Origin of the sequence: Tropicibacter sp. S64 (assembly GCF_049803835.1) — a bacterium.
Classification (GTDB): domain Bacteria; phylum Pseudomonadota; class Alphaproteobacteria; order Rhodobacterales; family Rhodobacteraceae; genus Pacificoceanicola.
In genome coordinates this window covers 117,016-138,909 of sequence record NZ_JBNAGK010000013.1, presented here as the reverse complement: position 1 = coordinate 138,909, position 21,894 = coordinate 117,016, and the positions used below count along the sequence as shown (strand labels likewise).

The following is a 21,894-nucleotide window of genomic DNA, read 5'->3' as shown; positions in this document are numbered from 1 at the left end:
GGACAGCCATCAACCACGTAAGATTGGTCTTCATGGGCTCGATGCGTGAATCTCTACAAGCGTAGCGTACGGCTGTTTTGACCTAAACGTAAATTTTTGTCCTCCGGACGACGAGCTAAACCTAAGTTGCAAGCCGCCACATCCGGAATCGCCCTTGCCCTGTCACCTCGCATATCAGGCCTCGCATTTCCATCCAGGCAAGGTTGCGCTGGACGGCGGCACGGCTGGCGCCCGTCAGGGCCTCGGCCATCGGGGCCGAAACGAGCGGCCATTCGGTCAGCACAGCGCGCAAGGAAGGGGGTGTCTTGCCTGAAAGCGGCGTCATCTCGGCCTCCGCCCGCGCAGCCCAAGCTTCGATATCGTCAAGGTGCCGCATCGCTGTCAGGCATGCCGTCTCGATGCCGTCGAGCCAACGCGCGAGACGGTCGACCGGTAGACCACCGGCTCGTAGCCCCCCTGCCCCGCCCATTGCCAGAGGCGCAAAGACTGCTCCCTTGCCCTCGCTGGCCGCGATCCGCGCAGCTGTGACTGCCGCCTCCATTCGATCGCCTTGCTGCCCGAGTCCCGCGAGGCTCCAGAGGTGAAAGCCCAAGCAAGCACGGGTGATCGGGTGCAACTCGGAGGCTTGCGCCGTCAGATCCAGCCAACCGCCTGCGCGATCCGCAAACGGTTCGGCCGCATCGGCGAGGTTCTCGGGGTCGCGGCGGTCAAGGAAGGCGGAAAGGTCTACCTCCGGTCCCGGCCCACCGGTTAGCCGCCGCACCGCCCAACCGACACGCGCGAGCGCGGCGGTGTCGTCCTGTACCCCTAACAGGCGCATGGAGATCCAGAGCGCCAGCCTATCCGGTCCAATGCGGTCGCCCGCGAACCAACTCAGATCGGCAGCCTCGATCAGGGCCAGCCTGTGGCGCCAACCCTCTGGCCCGCGCCGCAGCCTATCATCAAGCGCGCCGAGCCGACCTGCGGCGCGGGCGAGACGCGCGGCTTGGCCCGCCTCTGCTTTCCGCCAATCGTCGAGGACTTCGGTTTCACACGGTTCGGCCCGTGGTCCGGGCGGCAAATAATCCGGTTCCTCTTCCATCGGACCGGGCAGAAACCACAGATCGTCCTCAGACGCCTCTTCCACCTCCTCACCGGCGAGGATGAGAGCATCATATTCATCATTTAAGACAGGCGCTTGAGGCTTCATATATGCAAAATATCTAAGTTTTGCATCTTACCCAAGGGTTTTGTCAGAGTGCACTCACGCACCTTATATAGCACGCGCAGGCGATGGTCGGCGAGGGCTCTGTGATCGCGCTCAGTGTATGGAAACCAACGGCTTTTCGTTGAGCAGGGTCACAGAGAGCGCCCTTGCATTCGTTTACAAACGGTCGTTTATTCGCGCTACATGAAACTGCAAAAGGCCTGTTTTGATGCCCCTGATCGGCTACGCGCGCGTCTCGACCGAAGATCAGACCCCCCTGCCCCAGTCGCAGGCCCTGAAATCGGCGGGCTGCGTCGAGATCCACGAGGAGCAGGCCTCTGGCGGGAACCGCGCGCGGCCCGTGCTGGCCCGCGTGCTGGAACGGATCGGCAAAGGCGACACGCTGGTCGTCGTGCGCATCGACCGCCTGGCGCGATCCCTCTCGCATCTGCTGGAGGTGATCGAGCGGCTGGAGGCGAAGGGTGCCTTCTTCCGCTCTCTGACCGACCCGATCGACACGTCTTCGCCGCAGGGCAAGTTCACCCTGCAAATTCTCGGCGCCGCGGCCGAGTTCGAGCGCGCCCTGATCCGCGAACGCACCAAGGCGGGGCTGGCCAGCGCGCGCAGCAAGGGCCGGATCGGCGGCAATCCGGGCTTGCGCGCCCGCGATCCGGCGGCGTTGCGCAAGGTGCGGCTGGCGCGGCAGGATGGCTACATGGAACGCCTGAACGAGACGGCGCAGGACTGGGTTCCCCATGTCCGTCGCCTGCGCCCGGACTTGGCCTGGGAAGACGTAGTGCGCATCGTCAACGGCCCCCTGCCCCATGAGCGCCAGTGGACACAAAGCCGATTGCTACGCGCCGTGAATGCCTATGTCCGCGACGGCTTTCTGCCGGAAACCGTTCTGGGCCGTGCCGGTCGTCGCGATACCGACGACCGCTTGCCCGCCATCGTGGCCGGCATCAAGGGCGCAAACCCGGAAATTACGCTGCAAGAAATCTGCAACCGGCTCGAGAAGATGCGGGAGCGGACGCCGCGTGGGCGGACCAGCTGGCAGCCCTCGTCGGTAAAGATGCTGCTGGAGCGGGCCGAAAGGCTAGGGCTACTGGGGTAGACGCAGCGGACCGCCACCCCTTATGCAAACGGGTTCACAATCCGCAGCTGGTTTTCAACGAGCAGTCCATCTTGCATGTCCTCGCTCCACAGCGTGGCGCAACCCGCAATCAGGGCGCTCGCCACGATCATCGCATCATAGATCGAGAAGCCGTAGCGTTCCGCCAAAGCGCGACCGACGTCATGGGTCTGAAGTGTCAGGTCTTCGACGGGGCACAAGGCGCGCACGCCTTCGAGAAATGCTGCTGCTTCCTCCCAACTCAGGCCAGCCTTGCGGCGGCAGTTCACCAGCGTCTCGTTCAGGACCTGAACGCTGATCCGAGGCCCCTGCCCCAGGATGGTCTCGGCTCGATCGGCCTTCGGGCCGTCGTCGAGCAGGTAGAGGACAACATTCGTATCCGCGAATTCAGCGCTCATGCGCGTCGTCGCGGCTTAGGCGTTCTGCAGCGGGCAGCTTACCCCGGAAGCGGCGGAGACCTGTGAGCACCTCATCCGCACGCGCCAGACGACGAACTTTGACTTGGCCGTCGTCCTTGACCAGATCGATCTGATCGCCTTCCTTAAGGTCAAGTTCCCGGACAAGCTCCGCGGGCAAACGGACGGCCAGCGAGTTGCCCCATTTTGCGACCTGCATCGTGACCTCCTGCGTGGATATACGTTCAGGAATGTATATCAAGCTGGTCACGTCGGCAAGCCTGTCCCCGAACCCAGGCTACTCTTGTGCATCATGCGGCGCCTGACACCAGATTTAGAAAGAGCTTGCACGAATCTGAGTTCTCCGGCAATAGTCACGGAAAAGGGCGACTAAACGCCAAAATCCGTGAACACGCCACGGGCGCGCGAGGGCAGATGAGCAGAGCCGATACACAGGAAGACCTCAACGCTGTGATCCGTCAGCACTCTGAACTGCTGGCGGCGCAACTGCATTCGCAGCGTGAGAGCCTGTTTCCGCCCGACGCATCCAAGTCTATGCGCAAATTCACCTCTGGGGAAGCAGCTGCTCTGCTGGGCGTCAACGATTCATACCTCAGGAAGCTCCACCTTGATGGCAAGGGGCCGTCGCCGGAAGTTTCATCGGGGAACCGGCGGCACTATTCGGCCGAAGACATCCATAACTTGCGCGTTTTGTTGGAAAAAACGGCTCGCAAGCCGGGAGACTACCTTCCAGGTCGTCGCGCAGGTGACCATCTGCAGATCATCGGCGTGATGAACTTCAAGGGTGGGTCGGGCAAGACGACCTCCTCGGCGCATCTCGCTCAACGGTTGGCTCTCAAGGGTTACCGAGTTCTGGCGATCGACCTAGATCCGCAGGCTTCTCTCACGGCCTTGCATGGGGTTCAGCCTGAGTTTGACCTGCTGGACGGCGGCACGCTCTACGATGCGATCCGTTATGAAGACCCGGTTCCGATCGCCGAGGTGATCCGCAAGACATATATCCCGAACCTCGATCTGATTCCTGGTAATCTCGAACTGATGGAGTTCGAGCACGAGACGCCGCGGGCGCTTTCTCGCGGCAACGCGGGTTTGTTCTTTTTCCGTGTGAAGGAGGCGCTGGCGCAGGTCGATGAGCGGTATGACGTCGTCGTCATCGACTGTCCTCCGCAACTGGGGTTCTTGACCATGTCCGCGCTGTCGGCCGCGACAGGCGTTCTCGTTACGATCCATCCCGAGATGCTCGACGTGATGTCGATGAGCCAGTTCCTCAGAATGACGGCCGACCTGATGGACGTCATTGCCGACAGTGGGGCCGACATGTCGCATGACTGGATGCGGTATCTCTTGACCCGGTATGAGCCGACAGACGCACCGCAGAACCGTATCGTCGCCTTCTTACGAACGATGTACGGCGACAAGGTTTTGAACGCGCCGATGCTCAAGTCGACGGCCATCTCAGATGCCGGTTTGACCAAGCAGACCCTTTACGAGGTCGAACGCAGCGCGTTCACTCGGACGACCTATGACCGGGCCATTGAAAGCCTGAATGCGGTCAACGACGAGATTGCCCAGCTCATTCAGAAGACTTGGGGGCGCTGATGGCCGACAGCAAGAAGAAGCGCATGTCCATGCTGGATAGTCTTGCAGCGGCGGGGACGCCCCCTGCCCCTGGTAGCATGATGTCTAGCAATCGGGCCCTGCGGTCAGCGCGTGATGCTGTCGATGCTCACCATGTTTGGGAGCTCGATCCGGCTGAGATCCAAGACGAGCGATACTCGGATCGCCTCGACCCAAAGGATGTGCACGACCTTCGCGCGTCGATTGAACAAAACGGGCAGACTGTGCCCATCCTTGTTCGGCGCCGTGCGACCGACCCCAATCGGTATCTCCTCGTCTATGGACGCCGCCGTCTTGAGGCCATTCGTGCCTCCGACAAAGTGAGCAAGGTTCGCGCCCTCATCGCTAACCTGGACGATACGGCGGCACTCCGCGCTCAGGTTTCAGAGAATACTGGTAGACGTGACCTGAGTTACATCGAGCGTGCCCTCTTCGCTCAGGAACTGCTCGATAGTGGCTTTGGCTCGCAGGCACAGATTGCCGAAGTGCTGAACGTGACCCGTTCGGCGGTATCGATGTCGATCTCGGTTGCCAAGGCGATCGGAACTGCACTGGCCCATGCAATCGGACCGGCGCACGGCGTCGGCCGTCCCAGATGGGAAGCTTTGGCCAAGGAGCTTGCCGACAGCCGGGTCGAGAACGACGATCTTTCCCGAATTGCTCTTGATGTTCGCGCCAAGGCGGCCGCGAACGAACAGGCGGATGAGGATCCGCAGGTTGATCCTTCGGTGGCGGCTTTTGAGGCCGTTGCGCGGCACGTAAAAAAGAGTGTGAGCTCGACGCTCGGCAAGAAGCCGAGATCGAAGACCACTGCCCTTGTGATCGATGGCACGCCCGTGGGCGCTATCAAGAGATCTGGCCGGGCGCTTCGCCTGGACCTGACGGATGTGGATGATGCCTTTGCGGAGTGGCTTGATGCACGCGCGCAGGACGTCCTCGAAGAGCTTCACGATCGCTGGAAAGGCGAGACATGAAGAGAGGCAGAGCAGCAACAAAAAGGAGGCACGGTACAGGCTAAAGAAAAGGTCCCGCAAAGCTTGCGCTCCACGAGACCCCAACTTTGATCTTAGCACTTTCAAGGTAGTGGGCCGGCGCGCAAACCGCAAGTCATATGTGATTCGCGGAACAGCTTTTCTATGCCTTCGTGAATGACATCATGGAGTACACACCGATTTCGCCGTTTATGCGGCCGATCTCGCACGCCCATCTGCGCGTGGTCGAGCGTCCTGAGGCGTCTGTTCCGGGCAAGCCCGTCAACAAGTGGGAGCTCCTTCGCGAGCTGTCTAAGGCGCAGGCGGCCTTTGGGGTTTCCGAACGCGATCTGACCGTTCTGCAGGGGCTTCTCAGCTTCTTTCCGGATGATGCACTTGGCGGGAATACCGAGATGGTCGTCTTCCCGTCGAACAAGGCAATCTGCGAGCGGCTGAACGGCATGCCCTGCTCCACGATGCGCAGGCACATTGCCCGTCTGGTGGATGCTGGCTTGCTCATGCGGCGCGATAGCCCCAACGGGAAGCGCTATGTCCGAAAGCACGGCGAAGAGCGCGTGGCCTTCGGCTTCGACCTGTCGCCAATCTACTGTCGGTCCGAGGAGATTGCACGGGCCGCAGAGGCCGTGCGTGAGGCCGAGGAGCGTGTTCGGCGCCTGAGGGAAGTCGTGAGCCTCATGCGGCGAGACCTTGCTGCCCTGGCCGAGTTCGGAGAGGAGATCCGCCCTGGCCTTGGCCTTTGGGATCAGCTTCGCGACAAGGCGGCCCTTACGGCGCGCGCCCTCCGCCGCAAGCTCACGCTCGAGGAGCTCTCAGCATTTCGCGCCGACCTTGAAGCCATTCTCGACCACGCACGCAACGTCATTGATGGTCCTGAAACAGAAGAAATGAACACCAATGGTGCCAATATTGAACGCCACCATCATAATTCAAATAAAGAATCTATAGATCTTGAACCTGCCTTAGAAAAAGGCGGGGCGGCGGCCAGCGCGCCATATGTTGAAACGGATGCACCTGCTGCTGACGTGGAAGAAGCGGACACAAGACGCGTGCCAAAGATCCCGCTCCATCTGGTGATCGCGGGCTGCCCGTCGCTCAAAACTTTCTACCAGGGCGATATCCGCCACTGGCATCAGCTTTTCGACGCGGCTTGCCATGTGCGGCCGGCCATGGGGATCAGTGCTTCCGCTTGGGAAGAAGCGCAACGGTTCATGGGCCCCGAGCAGGCATCGATCGTTGTTGTCGCCATGCTGGAACGCTTCTCCGACATCCGATCGCCCGGTGGCTATCTCCGTGCGCTGACATCGAAGGCGGCGGCGGGCGAGTTCTCCTGCGGGCCGATGGTCATGGCTCTGATGTCCCGGCGAAGCGCTGCGTGATGTTCACAGCTGTGAACATTCTCCCCGTCGGCATCCCAATCGATGAAGTTCACAGCTGTGAACTCTCTGCGCCGTCTGATGAGCAACCAGCAGATAGAGGGAAAGGCTGGGGGTTTGAGGGGTGACGGGAAGTGAGATCGGGAGAGTGGCTTCCGACGCCCGTCGTGGAGAAGATCTGATGGCTAAGGTTGCCCAGAACATCACCCTGTCCCCGTCGCGGGATATCCCCTTCAACAAGCTCGTGCCGAGCCAGTCCAACGTGCGGCGCATCAAGGCCGGCGTATCGGTCGAGGAACTGGCCGAGGACATCGCCCGGCGCGGCCTGCTGCAGGGCTTGAACGTCCGGCCCGTGCTTGATGCCGACGGGGTCGAAACCGGCACGTTCGAGATCCCGGCCGGTGGCCGCCGCTTCGAGGCGCTGTCGCTCCTAGTGAAGCAGAAGAGGCTGGCGAAGGCCGCGCCGATCCCCTGCATCGTGCGGGATGCTGCGTCCGACATTCTGGCCGAGGACGACTCGCTGGCAGAGAACATGCAGCGCGTCGCTCTGCACCCGCTCGATCAGTTCCGCGCCTTCGTGGCCCTGCGCGAGAAGGGTCAGGGTGAGGAAGCGATCGCGGCGGCGTTCTTCGTCACGCGGCAGATCGTCAAGCAGCGCCTGAAACTCGCGTCCGTGGCCCCTGCCCTGCTCGAGGTCTATGCCGAGGACGGCATGACGCTGGAGCAGCTGATGGCCTTCACAGTGAACCCGGATCACGCGCGTCAGGTGCAGGTCTGGGATGCAGTGAAGAACTCCTGGAACAAGGAGCCCTACGCCATCCGGCGCATGCTCACTGAGACCTCGGTCCGAGCTTCCGATCGTCGTGCGGTCTTCGTGGGTGTCGATACCTATGAGGCGGCGGGCGGTGCCGTCCTGCGTGATCTCTTCCAGGGCGACGATGGTGGCTGGCTCGAGGACCCTGCCCTGCTCGACCGGTTGGTCTCCGAGAAGCTCCAGGCGGAAGCCGAGGCACTTACTTCGGAGGGCTGGAAGTGGATCGAGGTGGCGACCGACCTGCCCTATGGCTACAGCCACGGGCTGCGGCGTCTGGCCGGTGATCCCGCACCGATGACCGACGAGGAAAGCGCGGCCCACGCGACGCTCCTCGCAGAGTATCGGACGCTGGAGGAGGAATACTCCGGCGAGGACGAGTACCCTGAGGAGATCGATGCCCGGCTCGGGCAGCTCGAGATGGCAATGGAAGCACTCGAACAGCGGCCCTTGATCTACGACCCGGCCGAGATTGCGCGGGCGGGGGTCTTCGTGTCGCTGGATCGGGACGGCAGCTTGGCTGTCTGTCGCGGCTATGTCCGGCCCGAGGACGAGCCGCGCGAGGAGACCGCGGTCCAGGATGGTGATTGCGCGGATGCCATGGGGCAGGGGGGTGATGTCGGTGTTTCCAACTGGAACCCGTCGGTGACCTCCGCCGGGGGTACCGTCATCACCTCGGGTGGACAGCCGATCGGCGTCGATGCGTCCGAGGAGGAAGACGACGGGGCGCTGAAGCCGCTGCCCGAGCGGCTGGTCATGGAACTGACCGCTCACCGGACCTTGGCCCTGCGCGAGGCCATCGGGCGTTCTCCGGACGTCGCGCTGACGCTCCTGCTCCTGAAGCTGGTGACGGACACCTTCCGCACCTCCTCGGCCTCAGGCAGCTGCCTCGAAGCCTCCGTCCGACACGTCTACATGTCGGCCCAGGCGCCCGATCTCAAGGACAGCGTGGTGGCGAAGCTGGTCGACGAACGGCACGCGGCCTGGGAGGCTGATCTGCCCCTCGGCGACGATGTTGCGCTCTGGAATTATCTGTCCGTTCTCGACCAAGGCAGCCGGCTGTCCCTGCTCGCGCATTGCCTCAGCTTCGGGATCAACGCGCTCCATGAGAAGGTGAACCCCTATGGGGCTGGCATCTCGGCCACCGGCCTGACCCGCCGCATGGCCCATGCCGATCTCGTGGCCCGCGCGGTGGAGCTCGACATGGTCGAGGCAGGTTGGGAGCCGACGGTCGACGGTTACCTCAACCGCGTGCCCAAGGTCCGGATCCTCGAGGCTGTGCGCGAGGCGAAAGGCGAGGGGACTGCGCAGCTTCTCGATCACCTCAAAAAGGGCGAGATGGCGACCGAAGCCGAGCGGCTCCTCAAGGGCAGTGGCTGGTTGCCCGAGGTCCTGCGCCGCGCCGATCTGGTGGTGGACGACGGCGAGGAGATTGCAGAAGGGCAGGGGGAGGGCGCGGGCCAGCCCGAGGATGTCGATCTTCCGGCCTTCCTGACCGCCGATTTGCCGGACAGCGTCGCGGCGATGATGGCGGCAGAGTGATCTGAGCCATCCGGGGGCGGGGAAACCCGCCCTCACCCCCACAAAACGCAGCAATATCAATATGATGAATGCGAACACTCGCATTCTGGATGAGGAATCATGTCTGCAACAACCATCATCGACACAGCCCCTCTGGGGGCGCTGATCCGCTATACCGACGGCAGTCCCAAGCCGCCGGCACGGTTCACCAAGAAGCTTGCCGCCTGGGAGCGTTCGAACGGCGTCGGCCGTCTCGTGAAGAAGGAACCGCCTCGGGTATATCCGAACTGGACTGCTCCGGCCTCCTTCACGCTGCATGAAGGGAACTTCTCCTCGGCCGGGGTCATCCTCGTCACCATCATGCGCAGCCATTCGGCGGACAGCCGACTGGTCTTCGAGGTGGCCGAGGAACCGAAGGCTGGGCAGGTGCGCGTGCTTCTGGACTTCGGGGGCAACACCGAGTTGCTGCATCTGGCGGAGTCCGTCACCGCGGCCGAGCTCTGGATCGCGCGAGAGGGCTATCGCAACGCGCGGCTTGAGATCGTCGGTGCCGAGGACAGCGATAGGGCAGGGGGCGCGGAACTCGCCGCCTGAGCCCTGAAAATGCGTGGGGGGCCTTCTGAAGGGCAGGCCTCTCACCGATCATACCATCGTCCCGCGATGCCCCGGGGCACCATAGGATCCATCCCCAAAGACGGAGGTCTTCAACCACAAGCCTGCCCGGGAGACCGGCGGCGCGTTACAAGCATCAGAGGGACAACCGGCTCCAGTCGTCAGGGCACCATCCCCCGCTCGCCATTCCCTTCCTTGCCCCGAATCCCGTCTTCGAGATCAACCCGCGAGGGGTCGGACTACGGGCGAGCCCGTGCCGCCGGGTGGATTCGGGCGAGCCGAACGCACCCGGTGATGTCAGCCAGTCTTCGGGCCTGCGGGGTCCTGTCGCGCGGGGGATGGTCCCCCGCCTCCAAGACAGGAGCCAAACAGATGTCCCGCAAAGATGCACACGCCTTCGCCGCCTCCCTCGCCGCCACGCTCATGGTCTCGATCGTCGTCTTCCAGGCAGGGGATGGAACCTTCGGCGCCGTCCCCGCCGACGAAATCGACGGCGACGAGGTCCTGATCGTCTCGGAATACGATCCCTTCGGGTGAGGCTTCGGCCTCACTTTCCGATGGCCCGGCACGGCGCAGGTGCGCCTCCGGGCCTATCTTCGACAGAGTGATCGGCGGTGCCGATCTTGTTAGCCCAGTGTGCCGCCCGCGCAGATCGCGGTACGTAAGGGCGGATTCCGGACCTTCTCTGCGCGTGCGAAGGCACCCGATCCGGGGCATGGAAGCAGACATTCGAGCAATCTTGCGATCAGGAGGCAGGCCATTTGACCCAAAGGGTGGAAATCGACACAGGGCGGTCTCAAAGTTCCGTCGCGTCTGCTCCGGAAATCTTCGCCATTACGCGCCCTCAAACTCCAAGAATGCGCGCTCGAAACGGCCATGTTCAAGATCGTCGCGGCCAATCCAGAACGATGTCCATCTGGTAAGGTAGTCATAATAGCCAATATCGGCATCCCAATCGAGGAGCAGTAACCGGCATTTCCCCGACTTCGCGTCGGTTGGGTCGGGGGTGCGCGGGGACCCCATACACAGCCCGAACATTCGGTGCAGAGCGGCGTAATCGGTCATTCGCGTCGCGCCAGCCAGTCGGCTGACGGCTTCCGCCGAGAGCGCATCCATGATTTCAGACTGTTCTTCGCCGATACGACGTGTGACGGCTGTACGCCGATCATCGACTCGTTCAAGGTTTTCGAAAGGACGAAAACCGATGTTCCAACGATCCAGCGACGTGGTCCGCGTTTCTTCGTAATGGACCTCCCAACCCTCAACTAAGTTCGGAAAGTCGGCAAAGTCGGGAAAAGCCGGCATCGGGCGTGGAGCCAGCCTCGACACATCCCCCGCCACATAGAAAACGTGGCCCTTCGGTCCGCAGCCATTTCCGTCCAGTAGCTGGTTCAGGATTGGGCTGACGAAGAAAAACAGCGTCCCCGTGGTCGAGCGCGCGGGCAAGCCTTCAAGATTGGGCAGCTGCGCCAGATCGATTTGCGCGACAAAATGCATGGGGGCAAGCGGCCTGCCATGGTAGGTGAACCACGGCCAGGCAATGTCCGAAGGCAGCGTCGGCAGGCCACCAAGCCAACATCCCGGCGCGCCCGGCATGTCCGGTCGCGGCATCTTGTCAAGCAACAGCGCCGGACGGCGCGCCGCGTCGCGCAAGGCGAAGTATTCTTCGTCACTTACCGTATCGAATTGCGCAAGGAAATTCGTGCGAGTTAGCTCGTAGCGTTCCTTCGTGATCCGGCCTTCTCTGAACCAACTTTCAATCTGCTCTAACTGTTGCTGAATAAACTCCTGCTCGGACGAATCATTCATTGGTCTACTCCCCAACGCCCAGACTTCAGCTCTGGAACTGATCGCTTTTTGCGAAAAGCGAGTACCTATCATCAGATTGATCTAGAACAACCAAATGTGGGAAAACTTTGGCGGCGAGCAGTCATCATTCGTCACCGGCGTGTTTCCGGCTATACCCCTGCCATGGGGTATGTGGGCTTTGGACTTTTGGATCACATGTCGGCCAAGTGTTGTGAAGCCAAAAAATAATTCTCATCCGCAGATTCCGGTGGCTTGCAATGAGTCAACATTGTTCAAAATCTCCGCCAAGTCTTGAATGCTGCGGTATCCAGTAAATCCGAACACCTGACTTTCGCTTCCCGCCTCATCTGGCACGCGCCCGAATGTCTCCTTCGGAGGATTGCATCACAGCACCCAGAGTGGTCTGTAGATGTCCGCTTCGGGCCGATCGCGTAGGTCAAGCCTTCAACTGATGGTGAGGTCGCTCGCGGTCTTTCCCGCCTCCAACGCCTCCACGAACCACTGCGGTTTGCGCCCACGACCGGACCACGTAAGTGCGGGGTCCTCAGGGTGCCGGTATTTCGCCGCTGCCGGTGCACGGGAGGATTTCGTCTCGGTGCCGACAAGTTCACCCAGGGAGTAGCCCAGTTCCCGGGCGAGAGCTTCCACCTTGGCGCGGGCTTCCGCCTTCTGCCGATCTTCGAATGTGGCAATCGCCTTGGCGACGTCCTTCTGCATTTTCTTCAGCTCGCTGAGCGTCAGTGCCTCGAGATCGTAATCAGCCATTGATGCGGCCCGTGTCCTGAATGTCCCGGTATCGATAGCCTGTCGCGGCAGGCTGCCGCAACTCCCGGAAGGCAAGGGCAGGGGTGGCGGAGGCTGGTGATCGCCGTCTTCGCCGCCGGAGGGGTGCTGGATTGGGGGTCAGGCTGTTCCGAAGGACAGGGTGACAGGGTCTGGCATGGGCTCCCCGCGCATCGCTGTCTCCTGGGCCATCCCTTCGACTGACAATCCCCTAATCCCGTTCGGGCTCTTGCGCGCAACCCCGCGTCAGCCCGGGCCGTGTTGCCCCTTTGGGGCTGCCCGCTCCACCCCGGTCCTCTGGGGGTTTCCGGCGTCCATTCTGTCCACCGTGCACGCGTCACCCGACGGGCTTTTTCCGGGTCTTGTCGAAGGGACGGTCCCGAAGACAGGACACACAGGAGCTTACCATGCAGAACATCGTCATCCTCGCCGGCAACATCGGCCAGACCCCTGAAGTCCGCACCACCCAGGGCGGCACCAAGATCACCAACTTCAGCCTCGCCACCTCCCGCCCCCGCCTCTCGGAAGGCCGCGTCCTGCGCGACGAGAACGGCTACCGGGTCATGGACACGGAATGGCACCGCATCACCTGCTTCAACGGTCTCGGCAAGACGGTCGCAGAGCATTGCGAAAAGGGCATGAAGGTCCTCGTCCACGGCCGCATCCACTACACCAAGTGGATCGACAGCATGGGGAACGACCGCTACGGCTGCGAGATCATCGCCGAGAAGGTCGACTTCCTGAGCCGCCCGAAGTCGGCCGAGAACGAAAACCCCGAGCTGGTCGACCGCGACGACGAGATCCCGTTCTGAGGAACGGGGTCCCCCCTCGGGCCCGGCGGGAAAACCGCCGGGCCCGTTGCACTGCCGCAAGGCAGCTTCGAGCCCTGAGTGACTGATGCTGCGCCTTGCACCAATGGCAGTACTGGCGCGATCGCATCAATGCGCTGCTGTTAACAAATAGAGTTTTTCGCTAGTCAAATTTGGGACAAATTTCATCGTAGTATGCCAACGGTTTCAACCACCAGGACGACATATGCCATCTCAATTTTTCCCAAACCAAGGGTACGGCCAAGTTGTGTACTCCCTACACGGCCACGATATCACCACCCAGCAGGGATTGCGTGCGACGTTGGCTGAAATGATTGCCGTGCTGGGTCAAATCGAAGAACTCCTGAGGGATGAAGACATCTACTATTTCGGTTTGGACCCGACAGGCAAATGGCGCCCGGACGAAGGAATGTTCGATCCGTGGCGAGAAGATGGAATTGCCTTCTGGGCAGCAATCGTCGCCGACCCGGGCTTGCGCAAAGATGCCATGGCCTGGTTTGACGCGGTTTCGGAACTCATCAAACGGTCGGAGAAGCTGCAATCTTGGAGCGAGAGCCTTTGGGAGTGTGACTCTTCGCAATTTGGTGAATTGGGCGCGGCTGTGTGCGCGCTCCAAGACCTCGCTTTCGTACCCGTTTACACTCGGTTCCTGCCAATCTGGGATATGGATCACGAGGTAAACCAAAGCGGGACGATCTCGATGATCGTCGAGAAGCACGGTCTTTGCCCGGAGACTGAGGATTTGCTCTACACCCGATGCGTGGATGCGCAGGGTCAGGGCGGCTTTGACGAGCTTGAAGGCGCGGCCGACCTATTTGAAGCTAAATACGATAATCTCGCGGAAGCGCCATTGCTGAAAAGGATCGCTTCGGCAATCCACGCTGAAACCTACGAGGGGCGACACGAGGAATGGGAGAGATACCTCTCAAATGAAATTGCGCGCCCCCTAAGGATCGTTGATCGAGGATATTTTGGTCGATCAGACAGCTCAAAGCTACACGAGGCCGCGACGCGAATTGTCGCCGAACTCGACGCTGCCGCCGGCCCTATGCCTTGGCGTGACTTCGATCATGACGCGACCTGATCAGATGCTCGACATCCCTTGAGTGTCTTGAACGGGCAATCAAGCGGCCATCCAGACGAAAACCGCAATCTTCCGCTTTGTCCCGCGTTGCTGCCATTCGCGTTCCGGCTGAAGAGTGAGAGGAGTGCCGGTTTCCCGGTGACGGGTTGAGGGCTGGGAGAGTGGCTTCCGGCGCCCGTCGCGGGAGATAGCCGATGGGCGTTGTGGAAGTTCTGGATCCGGTCGCACCGACGCGGGCAGGTGGCTGGAAAGTGGAAGTGAGCCGGGGGGAGCGGAACGGGCGGGTGTCGTCCGAATGGTTCAACCGGCCGGATGACGAGCGGTATCTTTCGCTCGATGATCTCTGGGCCAATGTGAAAGGTCGGTCCGAGCGCAGCCGCAGCCGTGTCGTGCAGACGGCGGACATCCGCGTCGAGGCGGCGCGCGACAACCCCGAACGGTTGCACCTGATGCTGCCGAAAGCACATGAACCGGTGGCACCCACGCATTGGGCCTTTGGCCAGCTGGCGAGCATCGTCGGTGCTCCGGCGTCCTACCTGCGGCAGCTGCCGGCGCCGCTGGCGGGCATCAACCTGCAATACGGGCTGACCAATCACCGCGCCGAGCAAGTGAAGACCTTCGAGACTGAGGATGGCCGCACCGAACTGCGCGCGGTGACCGGCCCCGACTACGGCCGCATCCATGACCATGAACTGGTCGAAGCAGTGCAGCGCATCGCGGGCAATGGGACCGGCGACACGCGCTGGAAGGTGCCGGGCGTGCTTGACTGGTCGACCGGGGTCTACAACCCCGATGTCGAGATCAGCCGCGATACGACCACGCTCTATGCCTCGGATCGCGACGTCTTCCTGTTCCTGGTCGATGATCGCAACCCGATCGAGGCGGGCCGCCTGCCCGACGGCTCCCCCGATCTCTACTTCCGGGGCTTTTATTGCTGGAACTCCGAGGTGGGCGCGAAAACCCTCGGCATGGCGAGCTTCTACCTGCGGGCCGTGTGTCAAAACAGGAATCTATGGGGCGTCGAGGATTTTCAGGAAATCCGGATCCGGCATTCGAAATACGCGGCCTCCCGCTTCGCCCATGAGGCCGCCCCGGCGCTGACGCGCTTTGCCAATTCCTCGCCGCAGGGCTTCGTGAATGGTATCAAGGCGGCGCGGCAGCAGATCGTGGCGCGGACGGATGAGGACCGGGACGACTTCCTGCGCAAGCGGGGCTTCTCGAAAGCTGAATCCGGCAAGATCATCGAGAAGGTGCTGATGGAAGAGGGCCGCCCGCCCGAGAGCATCTTCGACTTCGTGCAGGGCATCACGCGGCTTGCACGGGACAAGACCCAGCAGGATGCGCGTCTAGACATGGAAGGGCGGGCCAAGAAGCTCCTCGACCGAGTTGGCTGACGCAGGGGGGCGCCTTGCTGGCGTCCCACCGAAAACGCAGTCATGAGCCGAAGGCGGACCTAAAAGCCGACGGCTTCTCGTTGCAGAAAGCAGTGGGTCTCAGAGCGATCGATTTCCTTGAAGCCATGCCGTCGATAGAGCGAGCCAACCGGGTTCCAGTGCAAATACTCCAGTCTGACAGGCAACCTCATACCATCGGCCAATGCGAGACAGTGCGCAAGAATGGCAGAACCCAGTCCCTTGCCTTGATGCTCTGGGAACAAGTAAAACTCACCGAAGCGCAAGTGATCCGGCTGCCTGTGAAACGATAACGTTCCAAGTCTCTGCTCCGCGCGCCGTATCTCGAAAAACGGCTTCTCGCAGTAGTGGCGCTCATGCAGATCTCGTTGGAATGCTTCGTCCCAAGTCCATCGCTTTATGATGTGCGGCCCCATGGCTGCTCCTTTGGCTTCGAAAGCAAATGCAACGTCATCGGGGTTTTTGCCAAGCCGGGCGAACTGGAAGTCAGGAGGGAGGTTAGGGATTTCCATCAATGAACCTTTTCAGATCATGGCAGTGTCGACAATGTCCCGCATTGTCGACGCAGACGTCAAGAACCGCCGCCCCTTCGAGGAAGAGGGCGGCGGTTTGGTCTTTGACGGATGAGGCGGGGAGAGAGGCTTCCCGCGCCGTCGGAGATCTTCCCATGTTCGACTTGTCCTCGCCAATCCACTCGACCGCCCACGCGCGGGGCGTCCCGCCGCATGTTCCCTCGGACGACGCTGACCACAGTCACCCCTTCGCCCTGACCCTGTCGCGCCGTGCGCCGGCCGACCTCATGTCGGGCCGGGCCGCTCCGCTCGTCTTCGCCCGCTTCGCGACTCTGGCGGACGCTATGCAGGGCGCGATCGACCATGCCGAGGGAACCGCCCCGGATGCAGCGCCCCAGCTCCTGGCGATCCTCGATCGCGACAAGCGGCTTGTTCTGGCTGGTGCCGCCAGTGACCACGCCGTCGCCTGGTGCCACCCGGTGTCGAGCGCGGCAGAGGCGCGCGGCGTCGTGACCGAGGCAAGCCAGCTGCGTGCGCAGGCGGGCCGAGCGGCCAGCTGGGGTGAGCCAGATCTAGCGCAGCGGCTGCGCCACCGCGCCGATCTTCTCGATGCCCGGCTCGTCGATCCGCTCTGGCGCGCCTTTGCCGCCCGGGCGCTGCAGGTCGCTGCGTGAGGTCCGAGAGACAGAGGAGGGCAGGGGGGATTTGGAGCTTGTCCGGGAGAGAGAGATCGCCCGGACCGGCTCCGATCCCTTCCCCTTACTGGAGACACCCAATGACCCTGACTGAACCCACCCTCGCGCCGCCGATGGCACCCCCGACTGTCGACATGTCCCAGATCTTCGCCGCGCATGCCGCGCGCGCGGCCCGCATTGAAGCGCTGCGCCCCGGCAACAAGGACCGCCTTTTCGATGGCCTCATGGCCGCCGGCATCACCCATGTCATCGTGACCTTCGATGGTGCCGGTGACAGTGGCCAGATCGAAAGCATCGGCGCATGGTCCGGCGAGACCGCGGTCGAGTTCCCCGCGACCGAGATCGCCTACGCGGCGCTGACCTGGGACGACCCCGAGGTCGAAATGCGCAGCCTGTCGCTTGAGGATGTCGTCGAGCAGCTGGCCTACGACTTCCTCTCCGACACCCATGGCGGCTGGGAGAACAACGACGGCGCCTGGGGCGAGTTCTGCTTCGACGCGGCGGCCCGCTGTATCCACCTCGAGTTCAACGAGCGCTTCACCTCGTCCGAACTCCATACCCACGATTTCTGAGGGGGCGGCGATGGCACATCCCTATCACCACGCCCTCTCCTCCGTGAAGAAATGGGGCGGCAGGGTCGATGATTTCATGGCAGTGCATGCCTGGTTCGACCAGAGCAAGGAGATTACGGCCGACTTTCGGCACCGGGCGCTCCGCCACCATGCCGAGGGCATCTTCATGGCCGAGACGATTTTTGGGGCGACCCTCACGCTCTCGACCGGGCGCATCATCCCGACCCGCTGGGTTGGCGAACAACAAGTGAAGGAAGACCTTGGCTTCATCCCGAGCTTCGCAGATTGGGTGAAGGCCATCCGGCCCGAGCCCTGGATGGGCCGGTCGGCGCGGATCGAGGCGCTGGTGGATCCGCATCTCGCCTCGTCCGTGGTCGAGGTCACCTGACATGAGCGATCCGGCCTATCAGCGCCTCGGCCTGCCGGCGACGGCTTCGCCATTCGCCGTCCTGCGCGCGGCGGTCCGGGCGCTGCACCCCGACACGCGCGCCGTGCGCGGCTTCCGGGCTGCGCGCAAGCGCTTCTACCGGCAGATACTCTGCGCGCATGCCGCGCGACAGGTGGCGGGCGACGAGCCAACCGGCTGATCGCACCCAACCACCCCTTCATTCCAACACAATGCCCGGTCTCTCGGCCGGGTCTTCCCCATTCAGGAGGTCCCCATGGCGGATTACTTCACCCATTTCTCGTGCCTGCTCGACGTCGGCACCCCCGACAAGGCTGCCCGCGCGCTCGCGCTGTTCCAGGAACTCCGCGCTGCGGATCAGGACGCTGACGATCCGGAGGTCGCGGGCTTCGACATCGCGCGCCAGGACGCGCCCGAGGGCAGCACGCTCTGGATCCATGACGACGAGTACGGCGATGTCGAGGCCGTCATCCGCTTCGTGCTGCGCCTCGCGGAAGAGCTTAATCTCACCGGCCTCTGGGGGTTCCAATATGCGCTGACTTGCTCCCGGCCGCGCCTCGACGCCTTCGGTGGCGGCGCGCATGTCATCGATCTCGGTACCCGCAAATCCATTGGCTGGACCAGCACGCAAGAATGGCTGGCCGGCGCTCTCAACGGGGAGGACGTCGATGCCTGAACTCATCTGCACCACGGTCTACCAGTTCCCCGAACTCTCGGAGGCCGCCAAGGAAAAGGCCCGCAGCTGGTATCGCGAGCTTGGCCCCCATGACGATTGGTGGGATGGGGTCTACGAGGATTTCGAGCGGGTCTGCGAAATCCTCGGCATTCGCCTGAAGACCACACCCGTCCGCCTGATGGGCGGCGGCACGCGGGCCAAGCCCTGCATCTGGTTCTCCGGCTTTTGGAGCCAGGGCGACGGGGCCTGCTTCGAAGGTTACTGGTCCCACGCCAATTGCGCGGCCGCGCGCATCCGGGACTACGCCCCGAGCGACGCGACGCTGCACGGCATCGCCGACCGGCTGCAGGCCATCCAGCGGCGGAACTTCTACCAGCTCGCGGCCGTGGTCAGCCACCGCAGCCGCTACTACCACGAATACACCATGTCGGTGGACGTCACGCGCGACAGCCCGACCTGGCAGCCGCCGACCGAGGACGCCGAGGAGATCGTGACCGAGGCGCTGCGTGATCTGGCCCGCTGGCTCTACCGCCAACTTGAAGCCGAATACGACCATCTCACCTCGGACGAGGCCATCGAGGAGGGGATCATCGTCAACGAGTATACGTTCACGGAAGCCGGGCGGCGGTTCGGGTGAGAGCGCACGGTTGAAATCTGTCAGAAAACTGCGTATATTTCTGACAAAGGAGCGATCATGGAGCGCATGGCCGAGAGCATTATGAATGTCGCGACGACGTTGCCGGAGGGGGTGCCCTTGGCAGCGAAGGGGCTCCTGCACCTCGGCTCGCGCGCGGCAGTCGATCAGACGCTGTCGCGTCTGGCCGCGCGCGGCGAGTTGATCCGTGCGGGACGCGGCATCTACATGCGCCCCGTCCAGACACGCTTTGGTCCGCGCAGTCCGTCGGCTGAACAGGCGATTGAAGCGCTCGCAGTGCAGCGGGGCGAGACGATTGTGCCGAGCGGTGCTGCCGCGGCAAACGCTCTGGGCCTCACGACACAGGTGCCGGTCAAGTCGGTTTACCTCACTTCCGGTCGAAGCCGTGTGCTGAACCTTGGCCGGCAAGCGGTCGAACTGCGTCATGCGCCGCGCTGGCAGTTGGCCCTTGGGAGCAAGACCTCGGGCCAGGCCGTACGTGCGCTGGCATGGCTCGGGCCGGATGAGGCTCCCAAGGCGCTGCAAATCCTGCGATCCAAGCTTACGGAGACGGCAAAGACTGAGCTGATGTCCGCCGCGCCGCAGTTTCCGACTTGGCTGGCACGATTGGTCGGAGAGATGGTCCATGGCTGAGGCATTCCTGCGCTTCAGCGACATAGACTAACTGGTTGCTCTTGGTGTCGCAGCCGATCGGCTCGGAAGGCCAGCTCATCTCCTCGAAATTCCACCGAAGCTGGGCGGCGGTTCGAGTGATCCTCAGCAAGGACGCGCAGTTCATTTGGTCTTTACAGTTGGTCCATATGGTCTATATTCGGGGTAATGGAGGACGACATGCAAGTCGCAGAGAAAATCCGGGAACCTGCACAGATCAACGCCGTCGCGTTGAAGGCCTATGCGCGCGTGGTCGATGCCTGGGGTCTCAGCCTCAAGGAAGCGGCGGGCCTTGCCGATATGTCAGAGAGCACCTGGAAGCGCGCCAAGAAGCCTGACTTTGCGGGAGAACTGACCAAGGATCAACTGCTGCGGCTCAGTGCGGTGATCGGCATCTACAAATCGCTCGAACTCTACTTCTCCGAGCCGCTCGCGCGAAGCTGGTTCACCCGACCGAACACAGGGCCGCTGTTCGGGGGTAGCCGTCCGGTTGATACCGCCATCGACGGGGGCTTGCCGCAAATTCTCGCGGTTCGGACCTATCTTGATGCATTGCGCGGTGGGGCATGAAGCAGACCGAGATTTCTGATCGCGGTCTCGTTCGTCTCCTGCCCGCCACCTACCACAAGCCGCCATCCCTGCGCGGCCTCGTCGATACCGAAGACGAGATGGAGATCCTGGCAGAAATCGAGGGCCTGACCAGCGGCCGTCTTCTGGCGGAACGTGGCCGCAACCCGCATCTGGACCCGCGCGAGCTGGCCTGGCAGCGCCGCAGCCGTGATCTGCGCCTCTATGGCGACAGTCACGTCAACGCCGCCTTTACCTACACCCGCGCCGGCGGAAACCGCTTCAACACCGAAGAGCGCGGCGGCTGGTACTGCGCGTGGGACGTGATGGTTTCCGTCAGCGAAGTGGCGTGGCACCGCACGCGCGAACTCGGCTTTGTGGGCAGCTATCATGACAGCGCCCGCTATGTGGAACTGCTGGCGGATTTCATCGGGATTTTCGATGATCTGACCGACGAGCCGGGCCATCCGGCGTTGCATCCCGATCCGGCTGTCGGATATCCCGAGGGCCAAAGCCTCGCCCAGCATCTGCGCCGGGCTGGATCGCGTGGCCTGATCTACCCCTCAGTTCGGGCTCCCGCGCCGGGCGGGAATTGCCTCGTCTGCTTCGAGCCCCACGCCATCCAGAACGTCCGGCCTGGCGCGTCTTGGGATCTTGTTTGGGATGGGACACCGCACTACTCGCTTACGGTCGTCGGCTGACGCCTTGCGGCGCAAGCGCTTGTTTGGCGGGGTCCGAAGACATGAAACCGGCACACGGCGACGTCTCGGCCCCAAGAGACCACTGTATTTTTCTTCGATGAGGTTGCTTTTCCAGCGTTATGGACGCTCCAATATCAAGATTTCCAAAGATCTGAGGGGGTAGCCCCACGTGGTGGGAGTTCTGAAGACGCTGGGTCGAGAGACGGCAACGACTTGCAGTGGTTGCCGAAGGTCGCAGCGGTGTACCTCCTGGCGTGCCGTTGGGACCAGACCTTGGTCCTTCGGACAGGAGTTTGACCGAGGCTGATGTCCCAAAGGGCTAATCTGCCAATCTATAGGTTGGCAACCACGCTCGGTTTGCCAAGCCACGGTATGGCAAAAGCTACGGAAGGCCGGAGCCAGCCGGTGCCGTGCTCACTTGTTCCCGTCGATCCACTTCGACATCAACCCCTTGTCGCGGAAGCATTCGTCCGGGACGGCGCGCCGTTTGATCCGGGCGAGTCTCTCCGCGAAGGCCACCTGCTTTGAGGTCGGCAGCCGGTCCATGTCGGAGACCGGCTTCAGCTGGGCCTGAGCCTCAATCCAGACGCTCAAGGACCGGCGGTCCTGCTGAACCTCCCAGGGCAGAAGGGTCTGATTGCGCAGGGCGAGTGACCGCGCATAGGCGATCTGCTTCGGCGTCGCGGGCAGGGCGTATGTTGTGCTTTCCATGGGGAAACTCCCTTTCTGGCTTGGTCTTCAATATAGAACATAACAGGAACAAAATCAAGCCAAGCGAACGGAGCACATCGGTTCGAGAGGGAGAGATGGGCAGGGAAAGATCAGGCCTGAGGGTGCCCGAGAGAGGGTGTCCGGGCCTGTTCCTGCCCCTCATTCCGGAG

At 62.4% G+C, this 21,894-nt stretch carries 26 protein-coding genes; 19 read left to right on the top strand and 7 right to left on the bottom strand.

Going from position 1 to position 21,894, the window contains the following annotated elements; translation table 11 throughout:
• Nucleotides 1–121: 121 nt before the first annotated feature.
• On the bottom strand, nt 122–1,189 hold the full coding sequence (locus ACP159_RS19900) for a hypothetical protein (RefSeq protein WP_425101462.1): 1,068 nt from the start codon (nt 1,187–1,189) through the stop codon (nt 122–124).
• Between the two features lie 226 nt (nt 1,190–1,415).
• Here ACP159_RS19900 and ACP159_RS19895 point away from each other — a divergent pair, with 226 nt between their 5' ends.
• Entirely contained in the window at nt 1,416–2,300 is an 885-nt protein-coding gene (locus ACP159_RS19895; protein ID WP_299480008.1) for a recombinase family protein, read from the top strand.
• Nucleotides 2,301–2,320: 20 nt separating this feature from the next.
• On the opposite strand, the gene ACP159_RS19890 is transcribed toward ACP159_RS19895, so the two are convergent.
• Nucleotides 2,321–2,716: a PIN domain-containing protein gene (locus ACP159_RS19890; protein ID WP_425101461.1), complete on the bottom strand. Its 396-nt coding sequence runs from the start codon at nt 2,714–2,716 to the stop codon at nt 2,321–2,323.
• On the bottom strand, nt 2,706–2,933 hold the full coding sequence (locus ACP159_RS19885; RefSeq protein ID WP_425101460.1) for an AbrB/MazE/SpoVT family DNA-binding domain-containing protein: 228 nt from the start codon (nt 2,931–2,933) through the stop codon (nt 2,706–2,708). The genes ACP159_RS19890 and ACP159_RS19885 overlap by 11 nt, the downstream gene beginning before the upstream one ends.
• 215 nt (nt 2,934–3,148) lie before the next feature.
• Here ACP159_RS19885 and repA point away from each other — a divergent pair, with 215 nt between their 5' ends.
• The 6 genes from repA (at nt 3,149) to ACP159_RS19855 (ending at nt 10,197) form a co-directional block, all read left to right on the top strand.
• A complete protein-coding gene (repA, locus tag ACP159_RS19880) occupies nt 3,149–4,333 on the top strand; it encodes a plasmid partitioning protein RepA (protein ID WP_425101458.1) in 1,185 nt (394 codons plus the stop codon).
• Nucleotides 4,333–5,325, top strand: coding sequence for a plasmid partitioning protein RepB (gene repB / locus ACP159_RS19875; RefSeq protein WP_425101457.1), 993 nt, complete (start codon nt 4,333–4,335; stop codon nt 5,323–5,325). The genes repA and repB overlap by 1 nt, the downstream gene beginning before the upstream one ends.
• Before the next feature lie 182 nt (nt 5,326–5,507).
• Entirely contained in the window at nt 5,508–6,719 is a 1,212-nt protein-coding gene (gene repC, locus ACP159_RS19870; protein WP_425101488.1) for a plasmid replication protein RepC, read from the top strand.
• Nucleotides 6,720–6,897: 178 nt separating this feature from the next.
• On the top strand, nt 6,898–9,069 hold the full coding sequence (locus ACP159_RS19865; RefSeq protein WP_425101456.1) for a ParB/RepB/Spo0J family partition protein: 2,172 nt from the start codon (nt 6,898–6,900) through the stop codon (nt 9,067–9,069).
• A gap of 99 nt (nt 9,070–9,168) precedes the next feature.
• A complete protein-coding gene (locus ACP159_RS19860) occupies nt 9,169–9,642 on the top strand; it encodes a hypothetical protein (RefSeq protein WP_425101455.1) in 474 nt (157 codons plus the stop codon).
• A gap of 390 nt (nt 9,643–10,032) precedes the next feature.
• Nucleotides 10,033–10,197 (top strand): hypothetical protein, encoded by a 165-nt coding sequence (locus ACP159_RS19855; RefSeq protein ID WP_170952728.1) that lies wholly within the window; start codon nt 10,033–10,035, stop codon nt 10,195–10,197.
• 297 nt (nt 10,198–10,494) lie between these two features.
• Here the strand turns inward: ACP159_RS19855 and ACP159_RS19850 are convergent, their stop codons facing one another.
• Both ACP159_RS19850 and ACP159_RS19845 read right to left on the bottom strand, forming a co-directional pair.
• The gene (locus ACP159_RS19850; protein WP_425101454.1) at nt 10,495–11,469 is read right to left on the bottom strand and encodes a DUF1963 domain-containing protein; all 975 of its coding nucleotides are present in this window, start codon (nt 11,467–11,469) and stop codon (nt 10,495–10,497) included.
• 444 nt (nt 11,470–11,913) lie between these two features.
• A complete protein-coding gene (locus tag ACP159_RS19845) occupies nt 11,914–12,234 on the bottom strand; it encodes an H-NS family nucleoid-associated regulatory protein (protein ID WP_425101453.1) in 321 nt (106 codons plus the stop codon).
• A 425-nt stretch (nt 12,235–12,659) separates the two neighbouring features.
• On the opposite strand from ACP159_RS19845, the gene ACP159_RS19840 reads away from it, so the two are divergent.
• The 3 genes from ACP159_RS19840 (at nt 12,660) to ACP159_RS19830 (ending at nt 15,560) form a co-directional block, all read left to right on the top strand.
• On the top strand, nt 12,660–13,064 hold the full coding sequence (locus tag ACP159_RS19840) for a single-stranded DNA-binding protein (RefSeq protein ID WP_090271194.1): 405 nt from the start codon (nt 12,660–12,662) through the stop codon (nt 13,062–13,064).
• Between the two features lie 265 nt (nt 13,065–13,329).
• Nucleotides 13,330–14,166 carry a hypothetical protein gene (locus ACP159_RS19835; protein WP_425101452.1) on the top strand — a complete coding sequence of 279 codons (837 nt, stop codon included), beginning with the start codon at nt 13,330–13,332 and terminating at the stop codon, nt 14,164–14,166.
• Between the two features lie 194 nt (nt 14,167–14,360).
• Entirely contained in the window at nt 14,361–15,560 is a 1,200-nt protein-coding gene (locus ACP159_RS19830; RefSeq protein ID WP_425101451.1) for a DUF932 domain-containing protein, read from the top strand.
• A 59-nt stretch (nt 15,561–15,619) separates the two neighbouring features.
• On the opposite strand, the gene ACP159_RS19825 is transcribed toward ACP159_RS19830, so the two are convergent.
• Nucleotides 15,620–16,090 (bottom strand): GNAT family N-acetyltransferase, encoded by a 471-nt coding sequence (locus ACP159_RS19825; RefSeq protein ID WP_425101450.1) that lies wholly within the window; start codon nt 16,088–16,090, stop codon nt 15,620–15,622.
• Between the two features lie 155 nt (nt 16,091–16,245).
• Between ACP159_RS19825 and ACP159_RS19820 the strand changes: the two genes are divergently transcribed.
• The 9 genes from ACP159_RS19820 (at nt 16,246) to ACP159_RS19780 (ending at nt 21,013) form a co-directional block, all read left to right on the top strand.
• Complete coding sequence (locus ACP159_RS19820) at nt 16,246–16,764, top strand: DNA repair protein RadC (protein WP_425101449.1); 519 nt, start codon at nt 16,246–16,248, stop codon at nt 16,762–16,764.
• A 101-nt stretch (nt 16,765–16,865) separates the two neighbouring features.
• Nucleotides 16,866–17,357, top strand: a complete 492-nt coding sequence (locus ACP159_RS19815; protein ID WP_425101448.1) for a DUF6878 family protein — start codon at nt 16,866–16,868, stop codon at nt 17,355–17,357.
• Between the two features lie 10 nt (nt 17,358–17,367).
• A complete protein-coding gene (locus ACP159_RS19810; RefSeq protein WP_425101447.1) occupies nt 17,368–17,745 on the top strand; it encodes a DUF6915 family protein in 378 nt (125 codons plus the stop codon).
• 1 nt (nt 17,746) lies between these two features.
• Nucleotides 17,747–17,944, top strand: coding sequence for a hypothetical protein (locus ACP159_RS19805; protein WP_425101446.1), 198 nt, complete (start codon nt 17,747–17,749; stop codon nt 17,942–17,944).
• 75 nt (nt 17,945–18,019) lie between these two features.
• On the top strand, nt 18,020–18,439 hold the full coding sequence (locus ACP159_RS19800) for a hypothetical protein (protein ID WP_425101445.1): 420 nt from the start codon (nt 18,020–18,022) through the stop codon (nt 18,437–18,439).
• On the top strand, nt 18,432–19,076 hold the full coding sequence (locus tag ACP159_RS19795; protein ID WP_425101444.1) for an antitoxin of toxin-antitoxin stability system: 645 nt from the start codon (nt 18,432–18,434) through the stop codon (nt 19,074–19,076). Before ACP159_RS19800 ends, ACP159_RS19795 begins: the two co-directional genes overlap by 8 nt.
• Before the next feature lie 57 nt (nt 19,077–19,133).
• The gene (locus ACP159_RS19790) at nt 19,134–19,727 is read left to right on the top strand and encodes a DUF6088 family protein (protein WP_164615275.1); all 594 of its coding nucleotides are present in this window, start codon (nt 19,134–19,136) and stop codon (nt 19,725–19,727) included.
• Nucleotides 19,728–19,913: 186 nt separating this feature from the next.
• Nucleotides 19,914–20,315, top strand: a complete 402-nt coding sequence (locus ACP159_RS19785; protein ID WP_425101443.1) for an antitoxin Xre-like helix-turn-helix domain-containing protein — start codon at nt 19,914–19,916, stop codon at nt 20,313–20,315.
• A complete protein-coding gene (locus tag ACP159_RS19780) occupies nt 20,312–21,013 on the top strand; it encodes an RES family NAD+ phosphorylase (protein ID WP_425101442.1) in 702 nt (233 codons plus the stop codon). Before ACP159_RS19785 ends, ACP159_RS19780 begins: the two co-directional genes overlap by 4 nt.
• Nucleotides 21,014–21,427: 414 nt before the next feature.
• On the opposite strand, the gene ACP159_RS19775 is transcribed toward ACP159_RS19780, so the two are convergent.
• On the bottom strand, nt 21,428–21,724 hold the full coding sequence (locus ACP159_RS19775; protein WP_425101441.1) for a hypothetical protein: 297 nt from the start codon (nt 21,722–21,724) through the stop codon (nt 21,428–21,430).
• Between the last annotated feature and the right edge of the window lie 170 nt (nt 21,725–21,894).